The organism is Rhizobium sp. WYCCWR10014, assembly GCF_001657485.1.
Taxonomy (GTDB): Bacteria; Pseudomonadota; Alphaproteobacteria; order Rhizobiales; family Rhizobiaceae; genus Rhizobium.
Map to the genome: position 1 here is coordinate 17,751 of NZ_LXFU01000019.1, position 26,529 is coordinate 44,279.

Consider the following 26,529-nt stretch of genomic DNA (forward strand, 5'->3'; position numbering starts at 1 on the left):
AACCGAGCTTGACCGGATTCTGAACTAGAATGCCCGCTTCCCACGTTTCGCGAAAATAGCTCTAGCTGCTCTTCTTGGTCTTTGCCGGCTGGGTGTCGAAGCCGATATTGACGCGCACCAGGGCGCCGGAGCCGACCGGCATCGTGATGCCGTCCTTGCGGAAGATGACCTGCGTGCCCGGCGCGCCTGCCGGGATCTCGGTCGCGAACTTGGTGACCTCGGAATAGAGCACGGTCTCGCCATCGATGACGGAGATGCGGATCGGCAGCGTCACCGGGCCTGGCGTGCCGGCCGGGCCGGTGATCAGGCGGAGCTGGGCAACGACCGTCATCGTCAGGTTCGTGTCGTTCAGCGTGCATTGGCGGGTGTAATCGCCGAAGGAGGCCTGGTAGACGATCTGCTGCGGATCGTCCTTCTTGCCCTTGGCATAGGTGCGGAAGATCGCGTCCTGGTCACGCATGAAGATCTGCGGGCAGGCGCCCTGGACGACGGGGGCGACCGTGCCCTGCGCCGTCGTGCCGGTGCCGATCGAAGGATTGTTCGAAGAGGGGTTGGCTGGCGCCAGCGGCATGATCTGGGCGGTGCCGTTCGGCTGGGCCGGCGTCGCCGGTTTGCTGTCGCCGCCTATGCCGAGCGAGTTGCAACCGGTAAGCAGGGCAAGAAAAGATGCGGAGACGATGAGACGCGAGATCTTGCCGAGCACCATATTCCATCCCTTGTATAAGCGCTTCTTGGACGCCCCATGTCTTTTCCGCGGGGCCTTTCACGACGGTTTGCGATGGTCTATATCAGCGGCGCAAACAAAAATCGATTGGGTAAGCGCCGTTTTGATGCACTTTTCGACGCCGGATGCGGGCAACTTCAAAAGCATACGAGCAAAGCCCTGCCCGCAGGGCGGCCCCTTTTCGATTTCCGGCCCGATTTCGAGCCAAGACTTCCGGCAGAGCGGGCCATGGCCGCGCCCGGCCGGATTTCCTCCAGCGATAGATCAAGGATGACGAACGTGGACTATATCTCGACCCGCGGCGAGGCCCCTTCCCTCGGCTTTTGCGACGCCCTTTTGACGGGGCTGGCGCGCGATGGCGGGCTCTACGTTCCCTCGAAATGGCCGAGCTTTTCCAAGAAGGAGATCCGGGCGCTCAGGGGCAAGACCTATCAGGAGATCGCCTTCACCATCCTGTCGCCCTTCACCAATGGCGAGATCCCCGATCACACTTTCCGGGCGATGATCGACGAGGCCTACGGCACCTTCCGCCACCCGGCGATCGCGCCGCTCGTCCAGACCGGGCCGAACAGCTTCGTCATGGAGCTCTTCCACGGCACGACGCTCGCCTTCAAGGACGTGGCGATGCAGTTGCTCGCCCGGCTGATGGACTATGCGCTGGAAAAGCGCGGCGAGCGGGCGACGATCGTCGGCGCCACTTCGGGCGACACCGGCGGGGCAGCGATCGACGCATTCGCCGGCCGCGAGCGCACCGACATCTTCATCCTCTTCCCGCATGGCAAGGTCTCGCCGGTGCAGCAGCGGCAGATGACGACCTCGTCGTCACCAAATGTGCATGCGCTTGCCGTCGAGGGCAATTTCGACGACTGCCAGAACCTGGTGAAGGCGATGTTCAACGACGTGGCTTTTCGCGACAAGGTTCGTCTATCGGGGGTCAACTCGATCAACTGGGCGCGCATCATGGCCCAGATCGTCTATTATTTCACGGCGGCGGTGGCGCTTGGCGGACCGGACAGGAAGATCTCGTTTACGGTGCCGACCGGCAATTTCGGCGATATCTTCGCCGGCTACTGCGCCAAGCGCATGGGCCTGCCGATCGACCGGCTGGTGATCGCCACCAATGAGAACGACATCCTGGCGCGGACGCTGAAGACCGGCCGCTACGACATGAAGGCGGTCAAGGCGACGAGTTCGCCGTCGATGGACATCCAGATCTCGTCGAACTTCGAACGGCTGCTGTTCGAAGCCTATGACCGCGACGCCTCGAAGGTGCGCGCGGCGATGGAAAGCCTCAAGCAATCCAACGGCTTCGAGATCGGCAGCCAAGCGCTGAAGGCGATCCGCCGCGACTTCCGCGCCGGGCGCGCCAGCGAGAAGCAGGTCGCCGAGACGATCCGCAGGACCCATGCCGAAACCGGTTATCTGCTGGATCCGCATTCGGCAATCGGCGTCTTCGTCGCTGCCAAGAAAGAAAAGCCGAATACGCCGATGGTGACGCTTTCGACCGCGCATCCGGCGAAATTCCCCGTTGCCGTAAAATCCGCCTGCGGTATTGACCCGGCGCTTCCGACGTGGCTTGCTGATCTGATGCACAGGGAGGAGCGTTTCCAGATCATCAAACCGGAGCTGAAAGCCGTAGAGACCTTTATCGGCAAGCACGCCCGCGGCGAGACGACAGCAGGCGCAGAAAGATAGCCAATGACAGTTGAGTGCACCCGGCTGAAATCCGGGCTGACAGTAGTCACAGAGACCATGCCGCATCTTGAAAGCGTTGCGCTCGGAGTCTGGATCAAATCGGGATCGCGTAACGAGACGGACAACGAGCACGGCATCGCTCACCTGCTCGAACACATGGCCTTCAAGGGCACGGCGCGCCGCACGGCCCGCCAGATTGCCGAAGAAATCGAGGATGTCGGCGGCGAAGTCAATGCCGCCACCTCGACCGAGACGACCTCCTATTACGCCCGCGTGCTCAAGGATTACGTGCCGCTTGCCGTCGACATCCTCGCCGACATCCTGACGGAATCGGCCTTCGAGGAAGAGGAGCTGGAGCGCGAGAAGCAGGTGATCCTGCAGGAGATCAACGCCGCCAACGACACGCCCGACGACGTGGTGTTCGACCGGTTCTCCGAGGTCGCCTATCGCGACCAGACGCTCGGCCGGGCGATCCTCGGCACGCCGGAGACCGTCGTCTCCTTCACGCCGCAGCAAATCCGTGGCTATCTCAGCCGCAACTACACGACCGACCGCATGTTCGTGGTCGCCACCGGCGCCGTCGAGCATGAAGAATTCCTGCGCATGGTCGAGGATCGTTTCGCCAGCCTGCCGACGGCCCCTTCCGCGCCGCCCGTCATGGAGCCGGCGCGCTATATCGGCGGCAGCGTGCGCGAACCGCGCGACCTGATGGACGCGCAGATCCTGCTCGGCTTCGAAGGCAAGCCCTACCACGCCCGCGATTTCTACTGCTCGCAGATCCTCGCCAATATCCTGGGCGGCGGCATGTCCTCCAGGCTCTTCCAGGAGGTGCGCGAGTTCCGCGGCCTCTGTTATTCGGTCTATGCCTTCCACTGGGGCTTTTCCGACACCGGCATCTTCGGCATTCATGCCGCAACCGGCGGCGAAAACCTGCCGGAGCTGGTGCCCGTCATCATCGACGAGCTGCACAAGTCGGCCGATCAGATCCACCAGAAGGAAATCGAGCGCGCCCGCGCCCAGATCCGCGCCCAGCTGTTGATGGGTGCGGAAAGCCCGGCTGCCCGCGCCGGCCAGATCGCCAGGCAGATGATGCTTTACGGCCGGCCGATCTCCAATCCGGAGATGATGGAGCGGCTGGAAGGCATCACCATCGAGCGGCTGACCGACCTTGCCGGACGCCTGTTCTATGACACGGTGCCGACGCTTTCGGCGATCGGTCCGTTGGAGCAGCTCGCGCCGATGGAAGACATCACTGCCTCGCTTTCGGTCCCGGCGTCGAAGACGCTGCAGGCAAGCCGCTGAGCCGACGTCGTCCTGCCGGGAGTGATCGATGCCAAAATCGGTTTTTCGGTTCCTGCAGCGGCAGCCGGAAGCGGTGCAGCTGGAGAACGACAGATATCTCCTGCGCCTGCCGCGCTATCAGGATTTCAACCAGTGGCACCGGCTGCGCGCCGAAAGCCGCAAGTTCCTGGAACCCTGGGAGCCGACCTGGCGGCGCGACGAGTTGACGGAGGGCGCCTACCGCGCCCGCGTCGTCCGCGGCAAGCAGGAATATGCCTCGGGCCAGGCGGTGCCGCTGTTCATTTTCCTGAAGGATGACATGACGCTCGTCGGCGGCGTCACCATCGGCTACATCCGACGGGGTGCGGCACAAAGCTGCATGATCGGCTACTGGATGGGCGAACGCCATGCCGGCCAGGGGCATATGTTCGCCGCCCTTCAGTTGGTTATTCCTTACATCTTCGCTGGGCTTGAGTTGCACCGTATCGAAGCAGCCTGTATTCCAGATAACGCGCGCAGCATCCGTCTGCTTGAAAAAGCCGGGTTTCAACAGGAAGGCTATCTGCGCGGATATTTGAAGATCAACGGTCAGTGGCATGACCATGTGATGTTTTCACGTCTCGCCACCGATACGGATAAAGGCAGGAAAACCGACAGCCGATGACAAGAGACCGCATGCTGCCCAAGTCACCGTCCGGACGAGTGATCGCGGTGATCGCAGCCCTTTTCCTGGCGGCCTTCGCCTTCGTGGCGGGTGCTGCCCGGGCGGCCGAACCGGTAAAAATTTCCCGTGACGATACCGCGCTCGATCTGACGGCAACGACGGAGATCTACGCCAACCAGGGCGAGGCCTTCCAGGTTTCGACCGCGGCCGGCGCCGACGGCATCCGCCGCCGCATCGAGGTCAGGGCAAGCTCGGAGAACCATCAGGGCGACTGGGCGGTGTTTGCGCTCGCCAACGTCTCCGAAGAACAGCTCGAACGCGTCATCGTCGCCCCGCATTTCCGTCTGGTCAATTCCAAGCTGTTCTGGCCGGATCTCGGCTCGCAGCGCATCAGCGCGATTACGCCGAGCGAAGGCTTCGCGCTCGACCGGCAGCCGAGCGACGAGGCCGACGTTTTCCGCATCACGCTGAACCCCGGGGCCGTCATCACTTTCGTTGCCGAACTGTCGACGCCGGAACTGCCGCAGATCTATCTCTGGGAACCGAACGCCTACAAGGACACGATCAACGCCTTCACGCTCTATCGCGGCATCGTGCTTGGCATTGCGGGCCTGCTCGCCGTGTTCCTGACCATCCTCTTCGTCGTCAAGGGCACCTCGATGCTGCCGGCGACGGCAGCACTCGCCTGGGCGGTGCTCGGCTATATCTGCGTCGATTTCGGCTTTCTCGGCAAGCTGATCAGCGTCGCCTCGGCCGATCAGCGAATATGGCGCGCCTGCGCCGAGGTAGCGCTGGCGTCGAGTTTCGTCATCTTCCTCTTCACCTATCTCAACCTCAACCGCTGGCATGCGCATCTCGGCTACGCCACGCTTGCCTGGGTGCTCGGCCTTGCCCTGCTCTTCGGCGTGGCGATCTACGATCCGTCGATTGCCGCCGGCATCGCCAGGCTTTCCTTCGCGCTGACGGCGACGATGGGGCTGCTGCTGATCATCTATCTCGGCTTCAACCGCTACGACCGCGCCATCCTGCTAGTGCCGGCCTGGGCGCTGATCCTGGTCTGGCTGTTCGGGGCGTGGCTGACGGTCACCGGACGGCTCGACAACGATATCATCCAGCCAGCACTCGGCGGCGGCCTCGTGCTCATCGTGCTTCTGATCGGCTTCACCGTCATGCAGCACGCTTTTGCCGGCGGCGCCTACCAGCAGGGGCTGTTTTCCGATCTCGAACGGCAATCGCTGGCGCTGACCGGCTCCGGCGACATGGTCTGGGATTGGGACGTGGCGCGCGACCGCGTCGTCACCATTCCCGACGTCTCGATCAAGCTCGGCCTGTCGCCGGGCGCCATGCATGGCGCGGCGCGCAACTGGCTGCCGCGGCTGCATCCCGACGACCGCGACCGTTTCCGCGCCACGCTCGACGTGCTGCTCGAACACCGCCGCGGGCGGCTGAACCACGAGTTCCGCATCCGCGCCGAGGACGGGCATTTCCACTGGCTGCTGATCCGCGCCCGTCCGGTGCTCGGTTCGAACGGCGAGATCATCCGCTGCGTCGGCACGATCGTCGACGTGACCGAGCAGAAAAATTCCGTCGAACGGCTGCTGCACGATGCGCTGCACGACAATCTGACCGGCCTGCCGAACCGGCAGGTCTTCCTCGACCGGCTGCAGTCGGTGCTGGCACTGGCGCCGGGCGGCGACACGCTGCGCCCGACGGTGATGGTGATCGACATCGACCGCTACAAGCTGGTCAATGATTCGCTCGGGGTTGCTGCCGGCGACAACATTCTCATCGCGCTGACGCGGCGTCTGCGCCGGCTCTTGAAACCGCAGGACACGCTGGCGCGGCTTGCCGGCGACCAGTTCGGCCTCATCCTGGTTTCCGAGCACAATCCGGCCAAGGTCGCCGATTTTGCCGATGCGATCAGCAAGGCGATCATGGTGCCGATCAACTTCGCCAATCGCGAGATCATCCTGACGGCCTCGGTCGGGCTTGCCTCCTGGGTCGACCGGCAGGAGAGCGCCACCGGCCTGCTCAGCGATGCGGAGCTTGCGATGTACCGGGCAAAACGGGCCGGCGGCAACCGTGTCGAGCCGTTCCAGCCGGCCTTCCGCGACTTCGGCACCGACCGGCTGCAGCTCGAAACGGATCTGCGCCGCGCCATCGAGCGCAAGGAATTGTCGATGGTCTACCAGCCGATCGCAAGGCTGGAGGATGTCGAGGTCGCCGGTTTCGAGGCATTGATGCGCTGGGAGCATCCCAAACGCGGCAATATCCCGCCGTCCGAGTTCATTCCGATCGCCGAGGCCTCCGATCTCATCGGCCCGCTCGGCATGTTCGCGCTGGAACAGGCGACCAACGATCTGATGAGCTGGAAGCACCAGACCGGCGAACTGCCGATCTTCGTCTCGATCAACCTGTCGAGCGTGCAGCTGCTTAACAACGAGCTCTATGACGACGTGCGTTCGGTTCTCGCCAAGACGCATTGCCAGCCCTCGCGTCTCAAGCTCGAACTGACGGAATCCATGGTGATGGAAAATCCGGAACAGGCCCGCCTCGTGCTGCAGAAGCTGAAGGAAGCCGGCATCGGCCTGGCGCTCGACGATTTCGGCACCGGATATTCGTCGCTCGCCTATCTCACCCGCTTCCCCTTCGACACGATCAAGCTCGACAAGGCCCTGGTGCGCGACAGCAGCGACAAGAAGGCGACCGTGCTCCGGTCGGTGATCGCGATGGCGCGCGAGCTTGACATGAAGGTGGTGGCGGAGGGGATCGAATCCAACGAGGATGCGATCGAACTCGCCAAGATGGGCTGCAATTACGGCCAGAGCTACCTTTTCGGCCCGCCGATCCCTTCGGAATCGGTGCTGCGGCTGCTGCGTGACCGGTTTCCGCTGACGAAACGGGCGTGAGCGGAGCGGCTGGTCTCATCGGTCGTCAGGTGAGTTGAGCGAGGATATCGTCAACGACACTTGGGACAGTACCCGCCGTGTCGATATTGATGCCGATGGGAAGATATTCCCGGGTATGATGGTAGCGGAGCACCAGCGCCCGCTCGGCCGGCTCGAAGCCCGGCTCATTCGGCCGTCCATCCAATCGTCGGTTCAAGGTCTCAACTTCTATATCGAGCACGAAAACCTTGTCGAACAGGTCCAGGAATTTGTGGAAATTGCGCGAGCCGCCACAGAAGAACGTGGCAGGATGGGTGGTGTCGGCAGCAATAGCGCGGACCTGGTCGACACGCCAGATCCAGTGGGCGTATCCCCAAACGATGCGGTCCGCGCCTTCGGGTGGTCCTGCGAGTGCCTGGCCCGTCTCGGGGTCGCCAACATAGGCCAAGACCCGGTCACCATGGACGACATGGTAGCCCCGCCGCTCCAGTTCGGTAGCGACAGACGTTTTCCCAGTGCCGGAACCGCCTTCGATCAGATAGTTCTTGATTCCCATAGGCGCCGCTTATCATGGCCTTCGATCTGGTGAAAAGACACTCTGCCTGGCGGTGACCACCTAGAGTTCATAGTCGCGCCACAGCCGGCCATTTCCGCAAGTTCTATGTGCGTCACGCCCGACTCGCCCGAACGCTCAGCCACCGATCATGGGGCTTTCCGACGCACAGACGTACCTCGCTGACGATCCAGCCGGCGTCTGTGAGTGCGGACCGCAAGGCAGGCTCGCGCCAGTACGTCTCGACGTAGCGCCGGGGCGCTGCAGCACTGCCGTGTGTCGACACATCCTCGCCTTCGCCCTCTCTTACCGAGGCGTGCAATCGGCCACCGGTCCGGGTCGCCTCGGCAAGCCGTCCAAGCACCGTGCCGAAATCCTCGCGCGCGACATGAATCAGGCAGGCGCAGGCCCATATCCCGTCGTACGGCGTGCCGGGACGCTGCGGGTCGGCCAAGTCTTCGGTCAGCGGGTCCAACAGGTCGGCTTCGAAGCCACTTTCGCGAAGCAGTTCGACGAAACCCTTTGCAATGTCGGTGCGCCGGACGCTCATTCCCCGCTTCTCAAGCTCAAGTGCATCTCGCCCGCCACCGCTTCCGATCTCCAGCACCCTGCCCGAGCCGCCCAGCTCGGTCACGAACGCATCGATCTCTATCGCGACCCATTCGGGCATCGCCGCGGCCTCCGCAGCGTACTCCGCCGCGACCCTATCATAGGACCGCACGGTATCCAGGTCGGTGCTCATCCTAGCGCTCCTCCTTCAAGACAAGAGGCTTGATGAGCGAGAGGCCCATCAGCCCGTTGCGCCCTTCACACTTCGGCAGTTGGTGACATCGCGGGCGATTTGCTTCCGAGCTTTAGCAGAAATGCGGTCAGAGACCCGAGCCAATGCTGCCGGGCGGCAATGCGCCCTCATATCGGTCATACAGGGCGTCGTCGCGCCAGCCTGAAAGCGGACATCGTCTTGGGCACGGTTTCCGTCCCCCTAGGCACTAAAAGCAGCCACTTAGTTACTCGCGAGGTTATGACAGGTTTTGTAGTAGTGTCTCTGCGGCCATCACGTCTGTTGTGTCCAAACCCTCTTCAAATCGCTTACACACTGGCGTCAGCAGTACCCGTGCCTCGCGTAGCCTACCGTCGCTGGCCATCAGTGCGGCTAGATCGGTTGCTGCCCGCAGCTCCCAGGCATGCGCACCCATGCTGGCACTTCTTTCCAAAGACGAAACCAAGCAAGCCTCGGCGTCGGTTACGGAATTGATCGACAGCAAACCTGCCTTCACGCGCAGCAGCTCCGGCATATAGCAAAGGTCGCCGTTCCTCTCGACAAGTTCGATGGTCTTGTTGATCCGGGCCGTCCCTTCCTCGCGCTCTCCAATCAGTGCCAGTCCTTTTGCAAGGGATAGCTCCAGCATCGTCGTGAACACCTCGTAGGTGGATGCATGAAGCTTCTCGATGCATCGTCTGAGTGTCTCGATCCCCAGCTTCACCTGTCCCCGACGGATGGCCAGTTCGCCTTCGAAGCCCCGAGCCACCGACACGTACGGAGACAGGTTGTGTAGCCCCGCACGGGAGACCAGCCATTCAATGTGTTCCTCGGCACTCGGCACGTCGCCCCGCCATAGGAAGACTGCAATTCCTCCAAGCAGTGCGATGCAGAGTGTCAGCGAGTGATCCAACTTAGCGGCATCGCTGATCGCCTGTCGCGCTTGGACGTCGGCCTGCTCCGGGTAGCCTTGTAGCCAAAGGTTCCGTGCAAGAATTCCGCCAGCGAGATGCTTTCCCTCGAAGCCGACATAGCTTGCAGGTGTTCGTTGTGGCTGCTGTTCGCTTCTTGCAGCCGCTTCGAGTTCGGTGCGGGCGTGGCGAAGATCACCGGTAAAGTGCAGCGAATTGCCGAGGAAGAAGTGCGCCAGTTCGACAGTGGCGGCGTCGTCAAGAGTGGCGGCGATTGCCGAACACCGCCGGGCATAATCAAGAGCGGCGTTAAAATCTCCTATCCGAAGGCTGAACATATGCAACGGACCTAGTATGCGCAACTGGTCGAGCGCGTTCCCCCGGTCCTCGGCAATATGGAGGGCGCGACCAAGTGCGATCTGCGGTGTCTCACGGCCTCCCTGCAGATACATCCGGGAAATTCCCCGACCGGCTTGTAAGTGCATTTCCTCGACGCCTCCCCTGAACGCCTCATCCAGCGCAAGAACAGCCCGTTCCGACCATCGCTGGCACTCCGGGAAAAGTGACATCACCTGGAAGACAGGTACAGCAGCCGAAGCAAGCCTGATGCCGACGTCGATATCGCCATGCTCCCCGAACGCCCATTCCAGTGCCGCCCGCACGTTGTTGATGCTCACGAAATGCGGCAATCGCTCAGGCCCCGTAGAAAGCGTCGGCCAATCCGGTCCGAATTGCTCCAGCCAACGCTGGTAATAGGTCGCGTGACGCGCATTCAATCCGGCGCGGTCCTCGTCCGTCTGCGCATGGAGCGCGTAGGCACGTGTCGTATCCAGCAAGCGGTAGCGCATCGTCGCCCCTGCCGGCCGCGTTGCGAGCAGGGACTTGGCGACCAGATTGTCCAGCGCCTCGAATATGACCGAGGGGGCCATGTCCGCTGTGGAAATGACCTCCAGCGCGGCGTCGAGGGTGAAGTCGCCGACAAAAACGGCAAGCCGGCGGAGCACCGTGCGCTCCAGATCTGTTAGAAGGCCAAAGCTCCAGTCGAGCGTCGCCTGTAGGGTCCTTTGTCGCGGCGGTGCGTTTCGCGAGCCCGCCCACCCCAATGTCAGATGCTGATCGAGCAGCTTGGCGGTCTGAAGGAGGCCATAGCTCTCGACGCGTCTGGCGGTGAGTTCTAACGCAAGCGCCATACCATCGAGTTTTCGGCAAATACTCGCGACGACGCGAGCATCCTGGTCGCTGAGATTGAGATTGGCACCGCTCGCCGCAGCCCGTTCGACGAACAGCCGAGTCGCCGGAAAGGCAAGTATCGTGTCGGTCGTCAGTTCCAGGTCATCCGGGGGGAAAGCGAGGGTATCTAGCCGGTAAACGCTTTCGGCCTCGATCCTTAACGCCTCGCGACTTGTTGCCAGCAGAAAGACCTGAGGGGCGGCTTCGACAATGGCGGCCACGAGATCGGCAATGGCATCAATCAGATGCTCGCAGGTATCGAGTATCAGCATGATTTGCTTGTCGCGGAGGTAGGCAATCAAACTGGGACGTACATCGCTGGAGCTGACGGACAAACCAAGCATTGAGGCGATCCCGGCCGCGACTAGAGCCGGATCGCTCACCATGCCATAATCGGCAAACAGGACCGCTCCCTTGAATGTGGGAGCGAGGTGATGCGCGACTGCCGTGGCGACGGTCGTCTTTCCGACACCACCGACGCCGACAATGGTGACCATTCGCGAGGCCATCAGCTTTTCGGTCAGCGCAAGAACGTCCTGCTCTCGGCCGACCATGCGATCCGGTCGGCCCGGCAGAATAGCGTAACGGAAATCGAGTTCGGCGGAGACTTGAAGGAGAGCGGATCGTGAGATTGGCGCGACGAAACAATAGCCCCGTCCGGCAATAGTGGTGATGTAGCGTGCTCCATCGCGACCGTCGCCCAGCGCCTTCCTCAGGCCTGTCATGTGGAAACGCAGGCTCCCTTCGTCAACGATGACATCAGGCCAGACGCGGGATATCAGGTCTTGCTTGCTGACGATGACATTCGGAGCGAGGGTGAGAGCGACCAGCAAGTCCAGTGCACGCGCCCCCAGGTCTATCGGAACCCCGTCCTTCGCGAGAAGCCGTTGGCCGACACTCAAACGGAACGGACCGAAGGATAACTCCTCCGCTTTAACGTCGCCGCCTATGTTCATGGCTTTGCCCCAGCCGTCCCCACTGGCTGCTTATACTCCAATCGCACTGCTGAGGCTATTGAGGACGAACACTGCCGCAGCGCGCCCTCACCCGATCCTGAATACGACCTCGACATTGCCCCGTGTAGCCCTGGAAAATGGACATATCCGCCGCGACTCTTCGATCAAAGAGAAAGCGACGTCTCTTTCCAAACCGGGAAGTTGAATGGCGAGCCGAACGCCGAGGATTGATTGATCGTCGTCCGATGACAGATCGACTTCGGCATGAATTTTGACGTTGGCGGGAAGGTTCACTCCGGTCTCTCTGGCGACCTTCGCCATGGAGCTTGCGAAGCTCGCCGACCAGGCGGCAGCCATGAGCTGTTCGGGATTGGTGCCGATTCGGGCCGAACCGGGTTCTGAAAGCCTGATGTCGAGCACGCCGTCGGTGCTGCGGGCGATCCCGTTCTGACGCCCGCCAGTCGTTTCGGTGATTGCCGTGTAGATCAGATGCATGGTGTTGTTCATGGACATATCCCTTGAGCGGCGAGCGCCGGTTGGGGCGCTCGCCTGATAAGATCAGCCGGACTTCCGCAGGCTGCGAAAGCCGACACGGACCTCGTCTGTGAAGAGCTTCGGCTGCTCCCATGCTGCAAAGTGTCCACCCTTCGGAAGCTTGTTGTAGTGAACCAGGTTTGGATAAGCCTTCTCGGCCCAGGCGCGGGGCGTCTGGTAGAGTTCGTCTGGGAAGACGCTGACTGCGACCGGCACCTTGACGCCCTTCGGAGCGAAGAATACGAGCTTGTTCTCCCAATAGAGCCGCGCGGCGGATACGCCGGTATTTGTCAGCCAAAACAGCGTCACGTTGTCGAGGACATCGTCAGGGCTCACACCCTCATCCTGGCCGTCGAATGATCGTGCGATCATCGCCAGGCTCGCCCTGTCATGATCGAGCATATAGGTCGCGAGTGCGATGGGTGAGTCCGACAAGCCGGTGAGGGTCTGGGGACGCGTGCCCATCAGAAATGCGTAGTAGACATTCTTGTAGAAGGAGACGAGCTGGTCGTAGGAGGCTTTTTCTTCGTCCGACAGCCCTGCTGGAGCAGGGGCTCCGACAAAGGATGCGTTGTTGATGTCGTTGGGGATCGCTCCTGGCATGTTGGTATGGATGCCGAGCAATTCCGGAGGAGCCTGCACACCGATCATATCGGTCACGACTGCGCCCCAATCGCCGCCTTGCGCAACGAATTGCTTGTAGCCCAGACGCCGCATCAGACTGATCCATGCCGTCGCTATCCGTTCTGGTCCCCAGCCGGTCGCATCAGGCTTTCCGGAAAAGCCATATCCTGGCATCGACGGGATGACGATGTGAAATGCATCCGAGGCACTGCCACCGTAGGCTGTCGGGTCGGTGAGCGGCCCGATGATCTTCAATTGCTCAATGATCGAGCCCGGCCATCCGTGGGTCACGATCAGAGGAAGCGCGTTCTCGTGCTTGGAACGAACATGGATGAAATGGATGTCCAGCCCATCGATCTCGGTGATGAAATTCGGCACGGCATTGATCCGGGCTTCGACCTTGCGCCAGTCGTATTTGTTCTGCCAGTGATCGAGCAACTGCTTGGTGGTTTTGAGCGGTACACCCTGGGAGAAATCGCTGACTGTCTCCTTTTCGGGGAGGCGGGTGTGAGCAAGGCGATAGCGAAGGTCGGCGAGATCAGCCTCTGGAACGTTCACCCGGAACGGGCGGATGGCATCGGATTCCGTTGCGGCAGTCGAACCCGTGGGAAGCAAACTTGCGATGCCCAGGGCAGCAATGCCGGACGCTGCAGCAGCCAGAAGGCGACGGCGATCCTCGTCGATAACGTCAGTCTTGATAGCGGTCATGATCATTCTCCTTGGAAACAGGTTGATCGTCTGCACGACTGTGCTGCTTCAAGGGGTACGCTGGGGACGTGGAGTTCACACGTTAGGTGTTGTGAGATCTTGATAACGGCCCGATGCTTATCGGAAGCAGCGTGCGTTGGCCTGCTAGCCCCGCGTGTGGGCGGGCTTCTCGCTTATACGGTGCTCGTGTGCCGTTAATCGCAGCTATTAACAGCTAGCAACGCATAACGTGCGATCCCGGTCTCGGCGAGGTAGGTCTTTGGTCAGCACAGCGGTGCAGACGCTCAATCATCAACAGCTACCAAAAGGAATTTCGCCATGACCTCCAAGGTTCTCTTCACTGGTAAGACACACAACACCAATGGCCGCGATGGCGGTGCTCGCAGCGCCGATGGCTTTCTCGACATCAAGATGAAGCAGCCGCATCCGGCCGCCGAAAACCTGTTCGGAGCCGCCTGGTCCGCCTGCTACATGGGAGCCATCGAACTGGTGGCCTCCAGGAAACAGATCAAGCTCCCTGCCGGGATATCAGTCGACGCTGAAATCGATCTGAACAACGACGATGGCAACTTCTTCCTCAGTGCCCGCCTCAATGTCAGCGTCCCCGGCATCGACCCGGTGATTGCTCGCGAGCTGCTCGACGCCGCCCACGACATTTGCCCCTATTCGAAGGCAACGCACGGCAATATCGACGTCGTCACCAATCTCATCTAAGCGCGACCTTTTGGGTCTGTCCGGTTATCAGGCAGACCCAACAACCATCGAGCTGCCGAGCCATCCGCACAAACAGCGGCGTCGAAATGTCAGGAGGAAATGCAATGTTCAGGTTCAGCACTAAACGTCACGCCTATCATGAGTTTGCCGAGCTGCTTGACACGACGATCTACCAGCCATTGCCTGACGAATGGCTTGTCGGGATTACGGATGTCGTGAACTCCACTTCTGCGGTGAATGCGGGACGCTACAAGGACGTCAATTACGCGGGCGCATCGGCCATCGCGGCATTGGGGAACGCCTGGAACAGCTTCGATTTCCCATTCGTGTTTCGAGGCGACGGTGCTGCGTTCGCCTTCCATCCCGACAGACTGGAAACAGCGACGGCGGCGCTCCGGCAGACCGTTGGACACGTCCGCGACGTTTTCCAGCTTGATCTCCGGGCTGGCCTGGTCTCGGTGAGAGAAATCCGTGCAGGGGGTAAAGATGTCCGTACTGCTCGATTCTCAGCATCCGAAACTGCTATCTATTCGATGTTTGCTGGCGGCGGACTTAACTGGGCTGATCGGCAGATCAAATCCGGAAAGTATGGGATCGCCGACAATGTCACGGACACCTCCGCGAACCTGAACGGCCTGACTTGCGAATGGGCACCGATCCCCAACCGGAGCGGCGAAATACTTTCCCTCCTCGTGGAACCCTGCGACCATTCGAGGTCCACGATGTTCGCGAAGCTTGCGAAGCAAATCGTGGCGGTTTTCGACACAGGAGAGCGACATTCCCACCCGGTACCTAACGACATCGTCATCACGAAAGACGTCGAAGACTATCTCAGCGGCGCAGCATGGGCCGATGTCGTCGCGAATTCGGACTATCGCAGATACGACGACGTTCTCCGTTTGACGCTGGATTGCACGGCCGAACAGATCGGAGTGGTCGAAGCTCTGCTTGTCCGCGCCAGAAATCGTGGTGACATCAGGTTTGGGCTACACCGGCAATCCCACGCGCTCATGACTTGCCTGGTACCTTCCGGCAACAAGGGCTCTCATCTTCATTTCCTCGACGGGATGGGCGGCGGATACACAAAGGCTGCTGAAATGCTGGAGGCTCAGTGACCACAGCAGGCGCTCAACCGACAAGCCTACATCCAAAATTATTGCCTGCAGAGCAATGATTAGCGGCCGCTTTGGGCCAATCCCAAACCTTGGCGCGGAGTGCCCAAATGTCCGTTTTCTCGTCGGGTATGCTAACAGCGGACGGTCGGCAGTCGGCCCCGTAGCGGTCGTCTACCCAAGCCGAGCCGATGTCCGTTGTTGGTGCAATCACGAAGACGCGCGGCGCTGTAGATATGCCGCGTTTGCACTGATCTACTTCGCGCCCGCGGTAGCTTGCCCATCATCCGCCACTTGTTGAGGTCTTGAAGTCAGCTATCTCAAGCCGGAAAATATCCGGAACGTTGAGGAGCACTCGATGACAAAGCATCGCATCTATTCAGTCAGCGTCGCGAGCGTCTATCCCCACTATATCGCCAAGGCAGAGAAGAAGGGGCGCACGAAGGCAGAGGTCGATGAAATCATCTTTTGGCTGACGGGGCATAGCCAGCAGAGCCTGGACGATCAGTTGGCTGCGAAGACCAGTTTCGAGGATTTCTTTGCGCAAGCGCCTCGGATGAATCCATCCCGATCGTCGATTACGGGCGTGATCTGCGGCGTCCGCGTTGAAGATATCCAGGAAACGACGATGCGGGAAATCCGCTATCTGGACAAATTGATCGACGAACTCGCCAAGGGGAAAGCGATGGAGAAAATCCTGCGGAAATAGCCAGTCAGGTTTGCGTGAGTTCGCCCGAGGCTTGGTGCAGAATCGGGCGCGGTCTCGTCCAGGCGTGAAGAATGTTCACAGCCGCGGCGCGAGGCCGTCAAGCAGGAAGTCGAGGCCCTTCCTGAAAGCGCCGTCCCAATCATTATCCAACAGCAGACGAGAGCGTTCGATCGTCGGGTAGTGCTGGCTGAGACCTGTCAGGCGCTGCTGCGCTGCGGCCCTGTCGTCGTCCGAGAGGTCGAAGTTCGCCCGGGTGATGGTCGCGCCGATCACAAAATTCCAGAGCGACCAGATCGCGACGTTCAAATCCGCATCGGTGACACCGGCCCTGGACAAGGCCTTGCTCAGCAGTTCCAGGCGGCTGAGGATGTTCGGGCCGAGCGCCCGGCGCGGCAGCAACGCGGCCGACCAGGGATGGCGCAGCATGCTGGCGCGCCAGTCTTCGAGCATATGCACGACGTTCCCGCGCCAGTCCCCGGGCGCATCGACTTCAGACGGGCCGCGATATTCGAGCACCGAATCCAGCGCCAGATCGAAGACCTCCTCTTTATTGCCGACATGCCAATAGAGGCTCATCGCGCCCGCGCCGAGGCGATCGGCCAGCCGGCGCATCTTCAATCCATCGACGCCCTCGGCGTCCAGCAGGTCTACCGCAGTCGCCACAATCCGTTCTAGCGAGAGAGGCGGTTCATTGCGCGGCTCCTGCCCGGACTGAGGTGACGCACCTCTCCGCCCAGACCCTTTGCTCTCAGCACCGCTGCGTTTGGCTGCCATTCGTCTTCCTTATCGATCAGAGGTCGATCTAAGCCGACAATGCTGGGAATGTCGATGCTGACCGATTGACTCGTACGGCGTACGATGCAATTTAATCGTACGCCGTACGAGTCAATCATACGGCGTTCAGGTTCCATCCTGCAGGCCGCGAGGATCCGCCGCTCGCAGCCCTGAGAAGCCAAGAGAACATCATGTCACGCACCATCAAGCATCTCATTATCGGAGGACTCATCATCATGACCATCAGCGTACCCACTGTGGCGACAGCCAATGAGGACGGTCTCAAGCTTGATATCGTCAATCCGAAAAACCTCTACGACCCCTCACCGAATGGCTACAGCACGGCGGTGATCGTGCCGCGTCAAGGCCGGTTGGCCTACATCTCCGGACAGGGCGGCCAGGACAGCACGGGGGCCTTGTCGCCCGATTTCGCCGTCCAGGTGAAGCAGGCCTATGCGAATTTGCGCACCGCCCTCGATGCGCTCGGCGCAAAGCCGGATCAGGTCGCCAAGCTGACGGTCTTCGTGGTCGATCACGACATGTCCAAGCTCGAGGTGCTGACCAGCAACGTCAAGGACATGTTCGGCGAATCATTGCCGGCGCAGACGCTGATTCCCGTTCCCAAGCTTGCCATCGACCCCATGCTCTTCGAGGTCGAAGCCGTCGTCATTCTGGAATAGCGGCGGCGACGGGTCTGCACAATTTCGGATTTTCCCGGTGGCGCGCCAAGGTCAGTCGGGCGCGCCACGTTGGTTTTTATCGATGGCCATTGACCAACGACCTGCGATGTGCGCCTCTCATCGCTTGCACAAGGAAAATCCCATGCTCAAGTTTCTGCTCGCCCTCTCGATGGGTGTTTTTTGCGTCTCGCCGCTTCAGGCCGGCGACGTCACTCCCGTTACCAAGAGCTGCCAGCCGGGGGTAAAACAGGCGCAATGCGAGCGATGGGTCACGGATATCAAGAAAGCCGTCACGCTGGCCTATAAAGGCGACCACGGGGCGCAGAGGACCATTGCCTTCTGCCTGTCCACCGGTTGCCATGGTGCCGTCGCCATCGACAAGGTCGCCTCCTGCAGCTGGCATCTCGTCATCGCCAATTCCGGTTCTACGACAGTGCTCGACAGTTCAAACACCAGGAACACCTGCCGGCCGATGACGGCGGCTGAGAAAGACGAATCCCGCGCGCTGGCGAGCGATCTCGTCCAGAAGATCTACAAGCGGCCCATGGCCAAGACCGACCAGATGTAATCTGCCGGCTCACGGCTTGCGGCGCAACGCCTGCGTGAAAATAAATCTCGTTGCTCTCCCGGCTTTCGCCGCTATTCTCCACCCAAAAGAAAATCGGGCCAAAGAAAATCGGCCAAAGAAATCGGGAGGCCCACTGATGATCCTGCACTGCGTATTCCTGCGGCTGAAGACCGCGGTGACGACCGAAGACAAACAGTCGCTGTTTGCGGCGATCGTCGCCCTGAAACAGCTCATTCCCGGCATATTGGATATTAAATACGGGCCGAATGTTTCGCCCGAGGGCTTGCATGGCGGCTTCGTCGACGGGTTTGCCGTGACCTTTGAAAGCGCTGAGGCCCGCGATGCCTATCTCATCCATCCCGAGCACGTGACCGTGGGCGAGCGCATTGCCTCGTCGACGGATGGAGGCCTTGCCGGCATCCTGGTCTTCGACCTTAATTTGTGAGGGCGATCCTTTCGGGAAGCATAAACCGCTCTAAGCTTTTGTTTTAAAGCGTGTTTTTTCGTTTAAGCCTAGCGTGTCTCGCCAAGCACGACGTAGGTTCTCCCTCGAAACCCGATCTTGATGAAAGCTGCAAATTGACCGCTTGCGCAGTCACGCAGAGCAAAACCCTTTGGCAACATCGCCTCGACCGATGACGAAACGTTATGCTGGGCTAAGACATCGAGCTTTTGAGAACGATTGAACGCTGCAATCTCGATTGCCTCCTTCCCGATTAGCACAAATGCAAAATGCCCTTCGTCTGGCACATAGTTGTCCGCGGTGAGATATTTGTTCACCCTGGCGGCCAACGCATCTTTGGAAGACAATCGATCCTGGTAGGGCTGGAGCAAGCAAACCGCCTGAGCATCAAAGGACGATAGACTCGAAAACTTCGCGGCCTTGCCAACTGGGATGTTCCTGAAAACGTCTTCGTCCAAGGAGCCAGCGTTGGCCAACGGCCCGTAAGCAATCGACGCCATCGTAGCCAAAAAACCGACAATCCTAATGACGTGCATCCTCGTCTAGCTCCAGCGCAGATACCGGATACAATCCTGTGTTGCCGCCTGCGTCAACAAGGCCCAGGCCCATTGTCAGCGAACGCTGCAGACTTTTGATGAGATTGCTTTAAGGGCTGCGCGCCGAACCCGCAGCCCTCGATTTCCTCAGCTTGATTTCGCCATGGCGGCGGCGAGCTGGTCGACATTGTATTTGAACATCTTTTCATAGGTCGGCGCCGGCCCCTTGGCGTCGGACAGCGATTCGACATAGAGCTCGCCGCCGGGCTCGGCACCGGTTGCCTTGGCGACCTGCTTGACGAGCCGTGGATCGTTGGAATTTTCGAAGAAATAGGCCTTCACATGCTCGCCCTTGATCTGCTCGATCAGCTTGGCGACGTCGGCGGCCGAGGCCTCGCTTTCGGTGGACAGACCGAGCGGCGCCAGGAAGCTGACATTATATTCGCGGCCGAAATAGCCGAAGGCATCGTGGCTGGTCAGCACCTTGCGGCGATCGTCGGCCACCTTGTCGAATTTCGCATGGGCGTAGGCGTTCAATTCATCCAGCGTCCTGGTGTACTTCTCGGCATTGGCCTTGAAGGTGGCGGCGTCCGTGGGATCGGCCGATGACAGCGCCTTTTCGATATTGGCGACCCAGATCTTGACGTTCAGGGGGCTGTTCCAGACATGCGGATCGGTGATTTTTTCGCCGTCCTCCTCCATGGTGCGGGTGTTGATGCCTTCGGAAACGGTGACCGGCTTGCCCTTATAACCCGAGGCGGTGATCAGCCGGTCCATCCAGCCTTCCAGCCCCTCGCCGCTGACGAAGGTGACTTGAGCGGCGTTCAAATTCTTCGCGTCGCCCGGCGACGGTTCGAATTCATGGGGGTCGCCGTTCGGCCCGACGAGGCTCGTCACCTTGACGTGCTCGCCGCCGACCTGTTTCACAACATCGGCAAGCACGGTGAAGGATGCCACTACCTTCAGCGTCTCGGCGGAGGCGGGCATGGCCGACAGCGCCATCAAAGCGGGGATTGCTGCGGAGAGAAGCAGTCTGTGCGGTGTCATCGAAGTCTCCTTGGGATCAGCCCTTCAAATGCGGGCGGGGAAAGAAGCGCCGGGCCAGGCCGGAGGGCGCGAAAAGAATAGAAAGGCCGTAGAGGATCGCCGCCGTCATGATGATCGTCGGGCCGGAGGCGAGTTCGAGATGGTAGGAGGCGATCAGGCCGAGATAGCCGGATGCGGCGGCACTGACGGCTGATATCGCCATCATGACAGGCAGACTGCGCGACCAGAGCTGGGCGACGGCTGCCGGCAGCATCATCAGGCCGACCGCCATCAGCGTGCCGAGCGCCTGGAAGCTGGCGACGAGGTTCAGCACCACGAGCAGCAGGAAGAGCACGTGATAGATCGGCCCGCGCCCACCGACGGCGCGCAGAAAACCCGGATCGAAGCATTCGGCCACCAAAGGCCGGTAGATGAAGGCGAGGATGACGAGCGTCAACGAGGTGATCGCGCCGATCAGATAAAGGGCGGGAGCATCGATCGCCAGGATGGTGCCGAAGAGCACATGCAGGAGATCGATATTCGAGCCGCGCAGCGAAACGATCAACACGCCGAGCGCCAGCGATGCGAGATAGAAGCTGGCAAAGCTTGCATCCTCCTGCAGCACGGTCATCCGGCTGACGGCGCCGGAAAGCAGCGCCACCGACAGGCCGGCGATCAGCCCGCCGAGGCCCATCGCCGTCAGCGACAAGGAGCCGGCGACGAGGTAACCGATGGCAGCACCCGGCAGCACGGCATGGCTCATCGCGTCGCCCATCAGGCTCATGCGCCGCAGCATCAGGAAGACCCCGATCGGGCCGGAGCCGAGCCCGAGGCAGAGGCAGGCGACGAGCGCGCGGCGCATGAAACCGTAATCGGCAAAGGGCGCGAGGAAGAGATCGTAAGCCGTCATGCCGCCGGCGCCTCTTCGGGTGCGCAGGCATTTGCATCCTCGTCCCAGCGCTCGGCCATGGCGCGCGCCTTCAGGAGATTGACGGAGGACATGACGTCTGCGGTCGCACCCCAGCCGACCAGCTCGCGGGCAAGCAGCAGGGTTTGCGGGAAATGGGCGCGGACGAGCTCGAAATCGTGCAGCACGGCGATCACCGTGCGGCCCTCGCCGTGCCAGCGGGTGACGATATCGATGAGGTCCCGGGTCGTGCGGGCATCGATTGCCGTAAACGGCTCGTCGAGCAGGATGATGCCGGCATCCTGCAGCAGCAGGCGGGCAAAGAGCACGCGCTGGAACTGGCCGGCCGACAGCGACCCGACATGGCGCCGGCCAAAGCCTTCGAGGCCGACGGCCGAGAGTGCCTCGCCTGCCCTTTTCACCTCGCCCGGCGCGATGCGGCCGAAGGCTCCCGTCTTCTTCCAGGCGCCGAGCATGACGGTGTCAATGACCGAGATCGGAAAGCGGCGGTCGATCTCGGCCGCCTGCGGAAGGTAACCAAACTCCGCCCGCCCCAGCCGGTGCTCGACCCTGCCTTCGGCGGGGCGAAGCTCGCCCATGATCGCCTTCAGCAGCGTCGACTTGCCCGCCCCGTTCGGCCCGGCGATCGCCGTCAGGCTGCCGGAAGCGAAGGCGCCGGAGACATGATGGACGGCAGGGTGCCTGTTATAGGCGACGGTCAAATTCTCCAGACGGATCAGCGGCGTCATGGCAACAGAACCGCCCAGTGGATCGCCAGCCAGAGCACGGCAATGACCAGCGCCATCCCGATCACCCTTGAAAAAGCCGACTGTCCCAGCAGGCTGACGGAGGGGCGATCGGGGCTCGGGGACATGGCGCATCCTACAATGTAATAACATTACGGTTATGTTATAACGATTGCGGCGAGATTGAGGCGGAAGCTAATGCCAGTTACATTGCTAAGCTAAATACGGGCAGCATTCGACATGGGGCGATCGCGTGCGTCCATTTGACAACCATATGCTGCTGAGCCAGACTTTACGCATGATCAGGCCATGGCCCCTACTTGTTGACCATATTCGCAACGCGCGAGGACGTTCGGAAGACGAAAAATTCTCGTCGGCCTTGCAGGGCATTGAGCAACTTGCTGATTTCATCGCTCAAAGTTCGCTTCGGGATGCGCTGTTCGGATGGACATCAATGGCTGATCTATGCGTCCAACAAACCGAGCATAAACCCTATTCAGTGGCCTATCTGCGGATTTCAGCACAGTCATCGGGCCTGATAGAGTTTCGCTATATCGACACGGCCGTGGACCGCAGGCAATGGACGCGGACGGAACCGCCGGAACGAGCTGTTGACAGGCTCAGGACCTTCTTGAACCAACTTCATTGGGTTTCCGGGCACCCGGCCAACCGCACACTCGACGTTCAATGAGGTAGACGACGAAGCCGCACCTTAAGCCCCTCCCCCTTGTGGGTAGGGGCTGGGGAGGGGCAATTGTTGTTCGAAGCTCAGAGCTGTTCCAGCATCGCGGCAGCACCCGAGACCGTTGCCTGGCCGGGGCTTTCCTCGACGTTGAGGGCCTTCACCACGCCGTCTTCCACCAGCATCGAATAACGCTTGGAGCGGAGGCCGAGGCCGCCGGCGGAGAGGTCGGCGTCGAGGCCGACGGCCTTGGTGAAGCCGGCGTCCCAATCGGCGAGGAAGTGGATCTTGCCCATGCCGCCGGAGGATTGCGCCCAGGCGCCCATCACGTGCCAGTCGTTGACGGCGACGACGGCGATGTCGTCGACGCCCTTGCCAAGGATGGTGTCGCGGTTTTCGAGATAACCCGGCAGGTGGTTCAGCGAGCAGGTGGGCGTGAAGGCGCCCGGCACGGCAAAGAGCACGACGCGCTTGCCGGCGAAGAGCTGATCGGTGGTGATTTCGACCGGGCCGTCAGCCGTCTTTTCCTTGAAGGTGGCGGCAGGAAGCTTGTCGCCGATCGCGATGGTCATGGTCTTCTCCTTGGTTCTGGCTTGGGGGTTTCCGGCTTTGGGGTTCTGCTTGGCGGCGGGCGCAGCAGGGGATCGAGGCGACTATAGGAGCCCATCATTGAAAGGCAAGTGTGGTCTCCATCGCCCTTTCGCCGTCGATGACCAGCACGCCCCAGCGCTTGCCGGATATGTCGTAATCCTTTGGCAGCTTGCCGATTGATACATCGACTTTGAAGGTGGCGCCGTCGCGTTTGCCGCCGATCTGCTTGGTGAAGGCATAGCCGCTCGGGCCGGTGACGATGATATCGGGCGCGGCCCTGCCCTCGCCCGGCCCCCCGCTCGGCAAAGCGAGCGTCAGCGACAGCGTCTTCCTATCGGGCGACATCGCATGCGCCGTCACGTCGAAATCTGGCGATGGCGGTTTCGGCAGCCTCGCATCGGCAGCCTGAAGGATCGCCTCCTCCTGCGGGTGCGACTGGATGGCGGGGCCAAGCTTCAGCTGCAAATTCGCCTGGAAGGGAATGCAGATATCCTTGCAGATGCCGATGAAGGCTGAGGCGTCGATCGTAACCGGGCCTTTGCCGGCCGCCGTCAGCGACAGCGGCAGCATCACTGCTGCGTCATAGGCGATATCCTCGATCGCGCCGTTGAAAAAATGCTTCGGAACGGGATAGGCGATGGCATCGAGCGTGACGCCACTGCCCGCCGCAATGGTGATCTGCGGCGGAATGCCATTGCCGCCGGGCTCTTTCCAATAGGTGATCCAGCCGGGTTTCGGCTCGATCTGCAGGGCGGCGCGGATTTTGCCGCCGGCATCGGGCGCGAGCGCCACGAGGCGCATGCGGCCGCCCTCGTTGTCCGCCCAGGCGCTCATTTCCGCATGGGCGGAATAAAACGGCACAAGGGCTGCGGCCATCGACACAACCGCGACTAAAAGCCTGCGCGGGCCTGAGGAAATAATCATCATGGAACAAAGGTTTACCGAATGTGCTGTTTAGCCGCCAGAAGTCGCGGCGATTTAAATCTTCATTTTCAGTTGATTGATGTGTGACATTGGCCCATGTTTCTTTTGTCGAGGCCTTGGTGCGGTCTAGCAGCAGGAGGAACGATGTCCTTATTGACGCTGAAGAACAGACGGGAACGTGGCTTCTTCGATGGCCAGTTCCTCATCGCCATGCCGGGCATGGAAGACCGCAATTTTGCGCGCACCGTGATTTACATCTGCGCGCATTCGGATGCCGGCGCCATGGGCTTCGTCATCAACCGTCCTCAGAGCCTGACCTTCACCGATGTGCTGCTGCATCTCGACATGATCAAGCAGGAAGATTCGATCGTGCTGCCGAAGCGGGCGCGCGATTTCCCGATCCAGACCGGCGGCCCGGTGGAAAGCGGCCGCGGTTTCGTGCTGCATTCGGACGACTATTCCAGCGACTCCAGCATTCCCGTCAGCGACGACATCTGCCTGACGGCGACGCTCGATATCGTCCGCGCCATCTCCAAGGGCGATGGGCCGACGCGGGCGACGATGCTGCTCGGCTATTCCTCCTGGTCGGCCGGCCAGCTCGAAAGCGAGGTCGTCAACAATGGCTGGCTCACCTGCCCGGCCAACGAGGAATTGATCTTCGACCGTAGCCTCGATGACAAATACGAGCGGGCGCTCGCCGGCATGGGCGTGACCGCCGCCATGCTTTCGGCCGAGGCCGGCCATGCCTGAAAGGCTGGCCTGACGCTAGCTGACCTGACGGCAGCGGGAACGAATAGCCAAGAGTGACGTTTCATTTCGGCAAGCATGGACAAAAGGCCCATGCCGACCAAGGAGACATCACTTATGGGTAGCACCAGCGACAAGATTTCCGGTAAGGCAAACGAAATTGCCGGCAAGACCAAGCAGGCCGTCGGCAAGGCGACCGACGATCGCGAAATGCAGGCCAAGGGCGCCGTCCAGGAAGCCAAGGGCAAGGGACAGGTCGCAACCGGCAAGGTCAAGGATAAGCTCAAGGGCGCCGTCGATCGGCTCTAAGCATAAGCGCATCCTTTTAAAACCATGCCTGCTGCGCCCCTCGCGCGGCAGGCATTTTCAATCCCCCACCCTCATGCTTTGCAGAGATAGACACGATGAAACTTTTTGCCTGCGACAATTGCGATCAGGTCGTCCACTTCGACAACCGTCGATGCGTGCGCTGCAACCATCGCCTCGGCTTCCTTCCCGGCGATCTCGCCATGCATGCGCTGGAACCGCGCGACGAAACGCTCTGGCAGCTCGTTTCCAATCCCGATCGCGACGTCCGCTTCTGCGCCAATGCCAGCCTCGATATCTGCAACTGGCTGGTGGACGATGATGGCGAGAGCGAATTCTGCGTTGCCTGCCGCCATAACCGGCTGGTTCCGAACACCGATACCCAGGACGGCATCGATCGCTGGCGGCGCATCAGCCAGGCGCAACGTCATCTGTTTTATTCGCTGTTGCGCTGGAAACTGCCGCATCCCGATCGGGAGCAAGATCCGCAGGGCGGCCTGGTCTTCGATTTCCTCGAGGATTCGATAGAGAGCAACGGTTACATCGTGCCGGCCATGACCGGCCACGAGGAAGGCCTGATTACCATCCGCGCCGCAGAGGCCGACGATGCGACGCGCGAACAGGCGCGCAGCTCGATGAACGAACCCTATCGCACGCTGCTTGGCCATTTCCGCCACGAGGCCGGCCATTTCATCTGGAACAAGCTGGTGCGCGATCGAGGCGGCCTTGCCGATTTCCGCACGGTCTTCGGCGACGAACGGCAGGATTATACGGCAGCCCTGCAGACCCATTATGCCGGCGGCGCGCCCTTGGGATGGCAGGACAATTTCATCAGCGCCTATGCGGCGTCGCACCCCTGGGAGGATTTCGCCGAATGCTTCGCGCATTACCTCCATATCGTCGATACGCTCGAAACCGCGCGCGCCTTCGGCATCGCCATCGATCCGCGCGGCCATGAGGAAATATCAGGCGAGGTGGATTTCATCCCTTACAGGGCAAGAAGCGCCGAACAGCTGGTCAGCGCCTGGGTGCCGCTCAGCCTGGCGATCAACGCCATCCAGCGCAGCATGGGCCAGCCCGACTCCTATCCCTTCGTGCTCTCCTCGCCTGTTGTGGCAAAGCTCGAATATCTGCACCGGCTGATCCAGGGTGCGGCAACGGCGCCGCAGCAGCAGGCGGCTTGAATACTGGAAGCCATCGCTATCGTGGTGAGGCGTCACAATATCTCCACCCTCATTCCTGTGCTCGTCACAGGATGAGGGAGCAAGAGGAGAGGCAATGCTGCTCATCGTCGGCTCTGCGAAACCCGAGCGGAGAGGCAAGCGTTACAGCGGCGGAGAGTTTGGCGAGAACACCACCCCAATCTCCGTCATCCTCGGCCTTGAGCCGAGGATCTATGCCCGATGCTGATGGACACCAGCGTGGATCCTCGGGTCAAGCCCCATAGGCGCTAACTTAGTCTTGACGGTGATGATCGTCGATGATTCACCGTGCTTATGAGCGATTTGTTGCAAGC

The 26,529-nt window shown here is 60.9% G+C and carries 29 protein-coding genes; 15 read left to right on the top strand and 14 right to left on the bottom strand.

Annotation, left to right across the window (positions count from 1 at the left end; all coding sequences use genetic code 11):
* Positions 1-61: 61 nt before the first annotated feature.
* The gene (locus A6U98_RS01170) at positions 62-706 is read right to left on the bottom strand and encodes a hypothetical protein (RefSeq protein WP_082933824.1); all 645 of its coding nucleotides are present in this window, start codon (positions 704-706) and stop codon (positions 62-64) included.
* Between the two features lie 288 nt (positions 707-994).
* Between A6U98_RS01170 and thrC the strand changes: the two genes are divergently transcribed.
* Genes thrC through A6U98_RS01190 form a run of 4 tightly spaced genes read left to right on the top strand, consistent with a single transcriptional unit; the run spans position 995 to position 7,273 of the window.
* Positions 995-2,419, top strand: coding sequence for a threonine synthase (gene thrC, locus A6U98_RS01175; protein WP_064647361.1), 1,425 nt, complete (start codon positions 995-997; stop codon positions 2,417-2,419).
* Positions 2,420-2,422: 3 nt separating this feature from the next.
* Complete coding sequence (locus A6U98_RS01180; RefSeq protein ID WP_018245152.1) at positions 2,423-3,721, top strand: pitrilysin family protein; 1,299 nt, start codon at positions 2,423-2,425, stop codon at positions 3,719-3,721.
* Between the two features lie 28 nt (positions 3,722-3,749).
* Positions 3,750-4,364 carry a GNAT family protein gene (locus A6U98_RS01185; RefSeq protein ID WP_064647328.1) on the top strand — a complete coding sequence of 205 codons (615 nt, stop codon included), beginning with the start codon at positions 3,750-3,752 and terminating at the stop codon, positions 4,362-4,364.
* On the top strand, positions 4,361-7,273 hold the full coding sequence (locus A6U98_RS01190; protein WP_064647330.1) for a sensor domain-containing phosphodiesterase: 2,913 nt from the start codon (positions 4,361-4,363) through the stop codon (positions 7,271-7,273). Before A6U98_RS01185 ends, A6U98_RS01190 begins: the two co-directional genes overlap by 4 nt.
* Before the next feature lie 25 nt (positions 7,274-7,298).
* Here the strand turns inward: A6U98_RS01190 and A6U98_RS01195 are convergent, their stop codons facing one another.
* From A6U98_RS01195 to A6U98_RS01215, 5 genes are all read right to left on the bottom strand, one after another.
* On the bottom strand, positions 7,299-7,808 hold the full coding sequence (locus A6U98_RS01195; RefSeq protein WP_064647332.1) for a hypothetical protein: 510 nt from the start codon (positions 7,806-7,808) through the stop codon (positions 7,299-7,301).
* Between the two features lie 112 nt (positions 7,809-7,920).
* On the bottom strand, positions 7,921-8,547 hold the full coding sequence (locus tag A6U98_RS01200; RefSeq protein ID WP_064647334.1) for a class I SAM-dependent methyltransferase: 627 nt from the start codon (positions 8,545-8,547) through the stop codon (positions 7,921-7,923).
* Positions 8,548-8,824: 277 nt separating this feature from the next.
* A complete protein-coding gene (locus A6U98_RS01205) occupies positions 8,825-11,662 on the bottom strand; it encodes a winged helix-turn-helix domain-containing protein (protein ID WP_064647335.1) in 2,838 nt (945 codons plus the stop codon).
* A gap of 87 nt (positions 11,663-11,749) precedes the next feature.
* Positions 11,750-12,169 carry an Ohr family peroxiredoxin gene (locus A6U98_RS01210; protein WP_197496322.1) on the bottom strand — a complete coding sequence of 140 codons (420 nt, stop codon included), beginning with the start codon at positions 12,167-12,169 and terminating at the stop codon, positions 11,750-11,752.
* A 51-nt stretch (positions 12,170-12,220) separates the two neighbouring features.
* Positions 12,221-13,528, bottom strand: a complete 1,308-nt coding sequence (locus A6U98_RS01215) for an epoxide hydrolase family protein (RefSeq protein WP_156667803.1) — start codon at positions 13,526-13,528, stop codon at positions 12,221-12,223.
* 318 nt (positions 13,529-13,846) lie between these two features.
* Here A6U98_RS01215 and A6U98_RS01220 point away from each other — a divergent pair, with 318 nt between their 5' ends.
* From A6U98_RS01220 to A6U98_RS01230, 3 genes are all read left to right on the top strand, one after another.
* Positions 13,847-14,242 carry an Ohr family peroxiredoxin gene (locus A6U98_RS01220; protein ID WP_064647337.1) on the top strand — a complete coding sequence of 132 codons (396 nt, stop codon included), beginning with the start codon at positions 13,847-13,849 and terminating at the stop codon, positions 14,240-14,242.
* 104 nt (positions 14,243-14,346) lie between these two features.
* Complete coding sequence (locus A6U98_RS01225) at positions 14,347-15,357, top strand: DUF3095 family protein (protein WP_064647339.1); 1,011 nt, start codon at positions 14,347-14,349, stop codon at positions 15,355-15,357.
* A 355-nt stretch (positions 15,358-15,712) separates the two neighbouring features.
* Entirely contained in the window at positions 15,713-16,063 is a 351-nt protein-coding gene (locus tag A6U98_RS01230) for a DUF2200 domain-containing protein (protein WP_064647341.1), read from the top strand.
* A 75-nt stretch (positions 16,064-16,138) separates the two neighbouring features.
* Here A6U98_RS01230 and A6U98_RS01235 read toward each other — a convergent pair whose 3' ends face one another.
* Entirely contained in the window at positions 16,139-16,837 is a 699-nt protein-coding gene (locus A6U98_RS01235; protein ID WP_064647343.1) for a TetR/AcrR family transcriptional regulator C-terminal domain-containing protein, read from the bottom strand.
* 191 nt (positions 16,838-17,028) lie between these two features.
* Here A6U98_RS01235 and A6U98_RS01240 point away from each other — a divergent pair, with 191 nt between their 5' ends.
* The 3 genes from A6U98_RS01240 to A6U98_RS01250 all read left to right on the top strand — a co-directional run bounded on the left by A6U98_RS01240 (position 17,029) and on the right by A6U98_RS01250 (position 18,530).
* Positions 17,029-17,517, top strand: coding sequence for a RidA family protein (locus A6U98_RS01240; protein WP_064647345.1), 489 nt, complete (start codon positions 17,029-17,031; stop codon positions 17,515-17,517).
* Positions 17,518-17,659: 142 nt separating this feature from the next.
* Positions 17,660-18,085 (top strand): hypothetical protein, encoded by a 426-nt coding sequence (locus tag A6U98_RS01245; protein ID WP_064647347.1) that lies wholly within the window; start codon positions 17,660-17,662, stop codon positions 18,083-18,085.
* A gap of 136 nt (positions 18,086-18,221) precedes the next feature.
* Complete coding sequence (locus A6U98_RS01250; protein WP_027685705.1) at positions 18,222-18,530, top strand: Dabb family protein; 309 nt, start codon at positions 18,222-18,224, stop codon at positions 18,528-18,530.
* Between the two features lie 68 nt (positions 18,531-18,598).
* Here A6U98_RS01250 and A6U98_RS01255 read toward each other — a convergent pair whose 3' ends face one another.
* From A6U98_RS01255 to A6U98_RS37955, 5 genes are all read right to left on the bottom strand, one after another.
* Positions 18,599-19,084, bottom strand: coding sequence for a hypothetical protein (locus tag A6U98_RS01255; protein ID WP_064647349.1), 486 nt, complete (start codon positions 19,082-19,084; stop codon positions 18,599-18,601).
* A gap of 147 nt (positions 19,085-19,231) precedes the next feature.
* Entirely contained in the window at positions 19,232-20,131 is a 900-nt protein-coding gene (locus A6U98_RS01260) for a metal ABC transporter substrate-binding protein (protein WP_064647351.1), read from the bottom strand.
* Positions 20,132-20,147: 16 nt separating this feature from the next.
* Complete coding sequence (locus A6U98_RS01265) at positions 20,148-21,020, bottom strand: metal ABC transporter permease (RefSeq protein WP_064647353.1); 873 nt, start codon at positions 21,018-21,020, stop codon at positions 20,148-20,150.
* Complete coding sequence (locus tag A6U98_RS01270; RefSeq protein WP_064647355.1) at positions 21,017-21,766, bottom strand: metal ABC transporter ATP-binding protein; 750 nt, start codon at positions 21,764-21,766, stop codon at positions 21,017-21,019. The genes A6U98_RS01265 and A6U98_RS01270 overlap by 4 nt, the downstream gene beginning before the upstream one ends.
* Positions 21,763-21,891, bottom strand: a complete 129-nt coding sequence (locus tag A6U98_RS37955) for a hypothetical protein (protein ID WP_280950170.1) — start codon at positions 21,889-21,891, stop codon at positions 21,763-21,765. The genes A6U98_RS01270 and A6U98_RS37955 overlap by 4 nt, the downstream gene beginning before the upstream one ends.
* Positions 21,892-22,037: 146 nt before the next feature.
* Between A6U98_RS37955 and A6U98_RS01275 the strand changes: the two genes are divergently transcribed.
* Positions 22,038-22,454 (top strand): hypothetical protein, encoded by a 417-nt coding sequence (locus A6U98_RS01275; RefSeq protein ID WP_245304473.1) that lies wholly within the window; start codon positions 22,038-22,040, stop codon positions 22,452-22,454.
* A gap of 77 nt (positions 22,455-22,531) precedes the next feature.
* Here A6U98_RS01275 and A6U98_RS01280 read toward each other — a convergent pair whose 3' ends face one another.
* Positions 22,532-23,017, bottom strand: coding sequence for a peroxiredoxin (locus tag A6U98_RS01280; protein ID WP_011650769.1), 486 nt, complete (start codon positions 23,015-23,017; stop codon positions 22,532-22,534).
* A 94-nt stretch (positions 23,018-23,111) separates the two neighbouring features.
* Positions 23,112-23,963, bottom strand: a complete 852-nt coding sequence (locus tag A6U98_RS01285) for a protein-disulfide reductase DsbD domain-containing protein (protein WP_064647357.1) — start codon at positions 23,961-23,963, stop codon at positions 23,112-23,114.
* Between the two features lie 141 nt (positions 23,964-24,104).
* Here A6U98_RS01285 and A6U98_RS01290 point away from each other — a divergent pair, with 141 nt between their 5' ends.
* From A6U98_RS01290 to A6U98_RS37960, 4 genes are all read left to right on the top strand, one after another.
* Entirely contained in the window at positions 24,105-24,710 is a 606-nt protein-coding gene (locus A6U98_RS01290) for a YqgE/AlgH family protein (protein ID WP_017959273.1), read from the top strand.
* 114 nt (positions 24,711-24,824) lie between these two features.
* Complete coding sequence (locus A6U98_RS01295; RefSeq protein ID WP_003546001.1) at positions 24,825-25,016, top strand: CsbD family protein; 192 nt, start codon at positions 24,825-24,827, stop codon at positions 25,014-25,016.
* 95 nt (positions 25,017-25,111) lie between these two features.
* Positions 25,112-26,197 carry a putative zinc-binding metallopeptidase gene (locus A6U98_RS01300; protein WP_064647359.1) on the top strand — a complete coding sequence of 362 codons (1,086 nt, stop codon included), beginning with the start codon at positions 25,112-25,114 and terminating at the stop codon, positions 26,195-26,197.
* 94 nt (positions 26,198-26,291) lie between these two features.
* Positions 26,292-26,423 carry a hypothetical protein gene (locus A6U98_RS37960; protein WP_280950171.1) on the top strand — a complete coding sequence of 44 codons (132 nt, stop codon included), beginning with the start codon at positions 26,292-26,294 and terminating at the stop codon, positions 26,421-26,423.
* The last annotated feature ends 106 nt before the right edge of the window (positions 26,424-26,529 follow it).

Excerpts from the sequence above, each read along its gene's own strand:
- A6U98_RS01170 (WP_082933824.1), bottom strand. The coding sequence starts at position 706 with ATGGTGCTCGGCAAGATCTCGCGTCTCATCGTCTCCGCATCTTTTCTT.
- thrC (WP_064647361.1), top strand. The coding sequence starts at position 995 with ATGACGAACGTGGACTATATCTCGACCCGCGGCGAGGCCCCTTCCCTC.
- A6U98_RS01180 (WP_018245152.1), top strand. The coding sequence starts at position 2,423 with ATGACAGTTGAGTGCACCCGGCTGAAATCCGGGCTGACAGTAGTCACA.
- A6U98_RS01185 (WP_064647328.1), top strand. The coding sequence starts at position 3,750 with ATGCCAAAATCGGTTTTTCGGTTCCTGCAGCGGCAGCCGGAAGCGGTG.
- A6U98_RS01190 (WP_064647330.1), top strand. The coding sequence starts at position 4,361 with ATGACAAGAGACCGCATGCTGCCCAAGTCACCGTCCGGACGAGTGATC.
- A6U98_RS01195 (WP_064647332.1), bottom strand. The coding sequence starts at position 7,808 with ATGGGAATCAAGAACTATCTGATCGAAGGCGGTTCCGGCACTGGGAAA.
- A6U98_RS01200 (WP_064647334.1), bottom strand. The coding sequence starts at position 8,547 with ATGAGCACCGACCTGGATACCGTGCGGTCCTATGATAGGGTCGCGGCG.
- A6U98_RS01205 (WP_064647335.1), bottom strand. The coding sequence starts at position 11,662 with ATGAACATAGGCGGCGACGTTAAAGCGGAGGAGTTATCCTTCGGTCCG.
- A6U98_RS01210 (WP_197496322.1), bottom strand. The coding sequence starts at position 12,169 with ATGAACAACACCATGCATCTGATCTACACGGCAATCACCGAAACGACT.
- A6U98_RS01215 (WP_156667803.1), bottom strand. The coding sequence starts at position 13,528 with ATGACCGCTATCAAGACTGACGTTATCGACGAGGATCGCCGTCGCCTT.
- A6U98_RS01220 (WP_064647337.1), top strand. The coding sequence starts at position 13,847 with ATGACCTCCAAGGTTCTCTTCACTGGTAAGACACACAACACCAATGGC.
- A6U98_RS01225 (WP_064647339.1), top strand. The coding sequence starts at position 14,347 with ATGTTCAGGTTCAGCACTAAACGTCACGCCTATCATGAGTTTGCCGAG.
- A6U98_RS01230 (WP_064647341.1), top strand. The coding sequence starts at position 15,713 with ATGACAAAGCATCGCATCTATTCAGTCAGCGTCGCGAGCGTCTATCCC.
- A6U98_RS01235 (WP_064647343.1), bottom strand. The coding sequence starts at position 16,837 with ATGGCAGCCAAACGCAGCGGTGCTGAGAGCAAAGGGTCTGGGCGGAGA.
- A6U98_RS01240 (WP_064647345.1), top strand. The coding sequence starts at position 17,029 with ATGTCACGCACCATCAAGCATCTCATTATCGGAGGACTCATCATCATG.
- A6U98_RS01245 (WP_064647347.1), top strand. The coding sequence starts at position 17,660 with ATGCTCAAGTTTCTGCTCGCCCTCTCGATGGGTGTTTTTTGCGTCTCG.
- A6U98_RS01250 (WP_027685705.1), top strand. The coding sequence starts at position 18,222 with ATGATCCTGCACTGCGTATTCCTGCGGCTGAAGACCGCGGTGACGACC.
- A6U98_RS01255 (WP_064647349.1), bottom strand. The coding sequence starts at position 19,084 with ATGCACGTCATTAGGATTGTCGGTTTTTTGGCTACGATGGCGTCGATT.
- A6U98_RS01260 (WP_064647351.1), bottom strand. The coding sequence starts at position 20,131 with ATGACACCGCACAGACTGCTTCTCTCCGCAGCAATCCCCGCTTTGATG.
- A6U98_RS01265 (WP_064647353.1), bottom strand. The coding sequence starts at position 21,020 with ATGACGGCTTACGATCTCTTCCTCGCGCCCTTTGCCGATTACGGTTTC.
- A6U98_RS01270 (WP_064647355.1), bottom strand. The coding sequence starts at position 21,766 with ATGACGCCGCTGATCCGTCTGGAGAATTTGACCGTCGCCTATAACAGG.
- A6U98_RS37955 (WP_280950170.1), bottom strand. The coding sequence starts at position 21,891 with ATGTCCCCGAGCCCCGATCGCCCCTCCGTCAGCCTGCTGGGACAGTCG.
- A6U98_RS01275 (WP_245304473.1), top strand. The coding sequence starts at position 22,038 with ATGCTGCTGAGCCAGACTTTACGCATGATCAGGCCATGGCCCCTACTT.
- A6U98_RS01280 (WP_011650769.1), bottom strand. The coding sequence starts at position 23,017 with ATGACCATCGCGATCGGCGACAAGCTTCCTGCCGCCACCTTCAAGGAA.
- A6U98_RS01285 (WP_064647357.1), bottom strand. The coding sequence starts at position 23,963 with ATGATGATTATTTCCTCAGGCCCGCGCAGGCTTTTAGTCGCGGTTGTG.
- A6U98_RS01290 (WP_017959273.1), top strand. The coding sequence starts at position 24,105 with ATGTCCTTATTGACGCTGAAGAACAGACGGGAACGTGGCTTCTTCGAT.
- A6U98_RS01295 (WP_003546001.1), top strand. The coding sequence starts at position 24,825 with ATGGGTAGCACCAGCGACAAGATTTCCGGTAAGGCAAACGAAATTGCC.
- A6U98_RS01300 (WP_064647359.1), top strand. The coding sequence starts at position 25,112 with ATGAAACTTTTTGCCTGCGACAATTGCGATCAGGTCGTCCACTTCGAC.
- A6U98_RS37960 (WP_280950171.1), top strand. The coding sequence starts at position 26,292 with ATGCTGCTCATCGTCGGCTCTGCGAAACCCGAGCGGAGAGGCAAGCGT.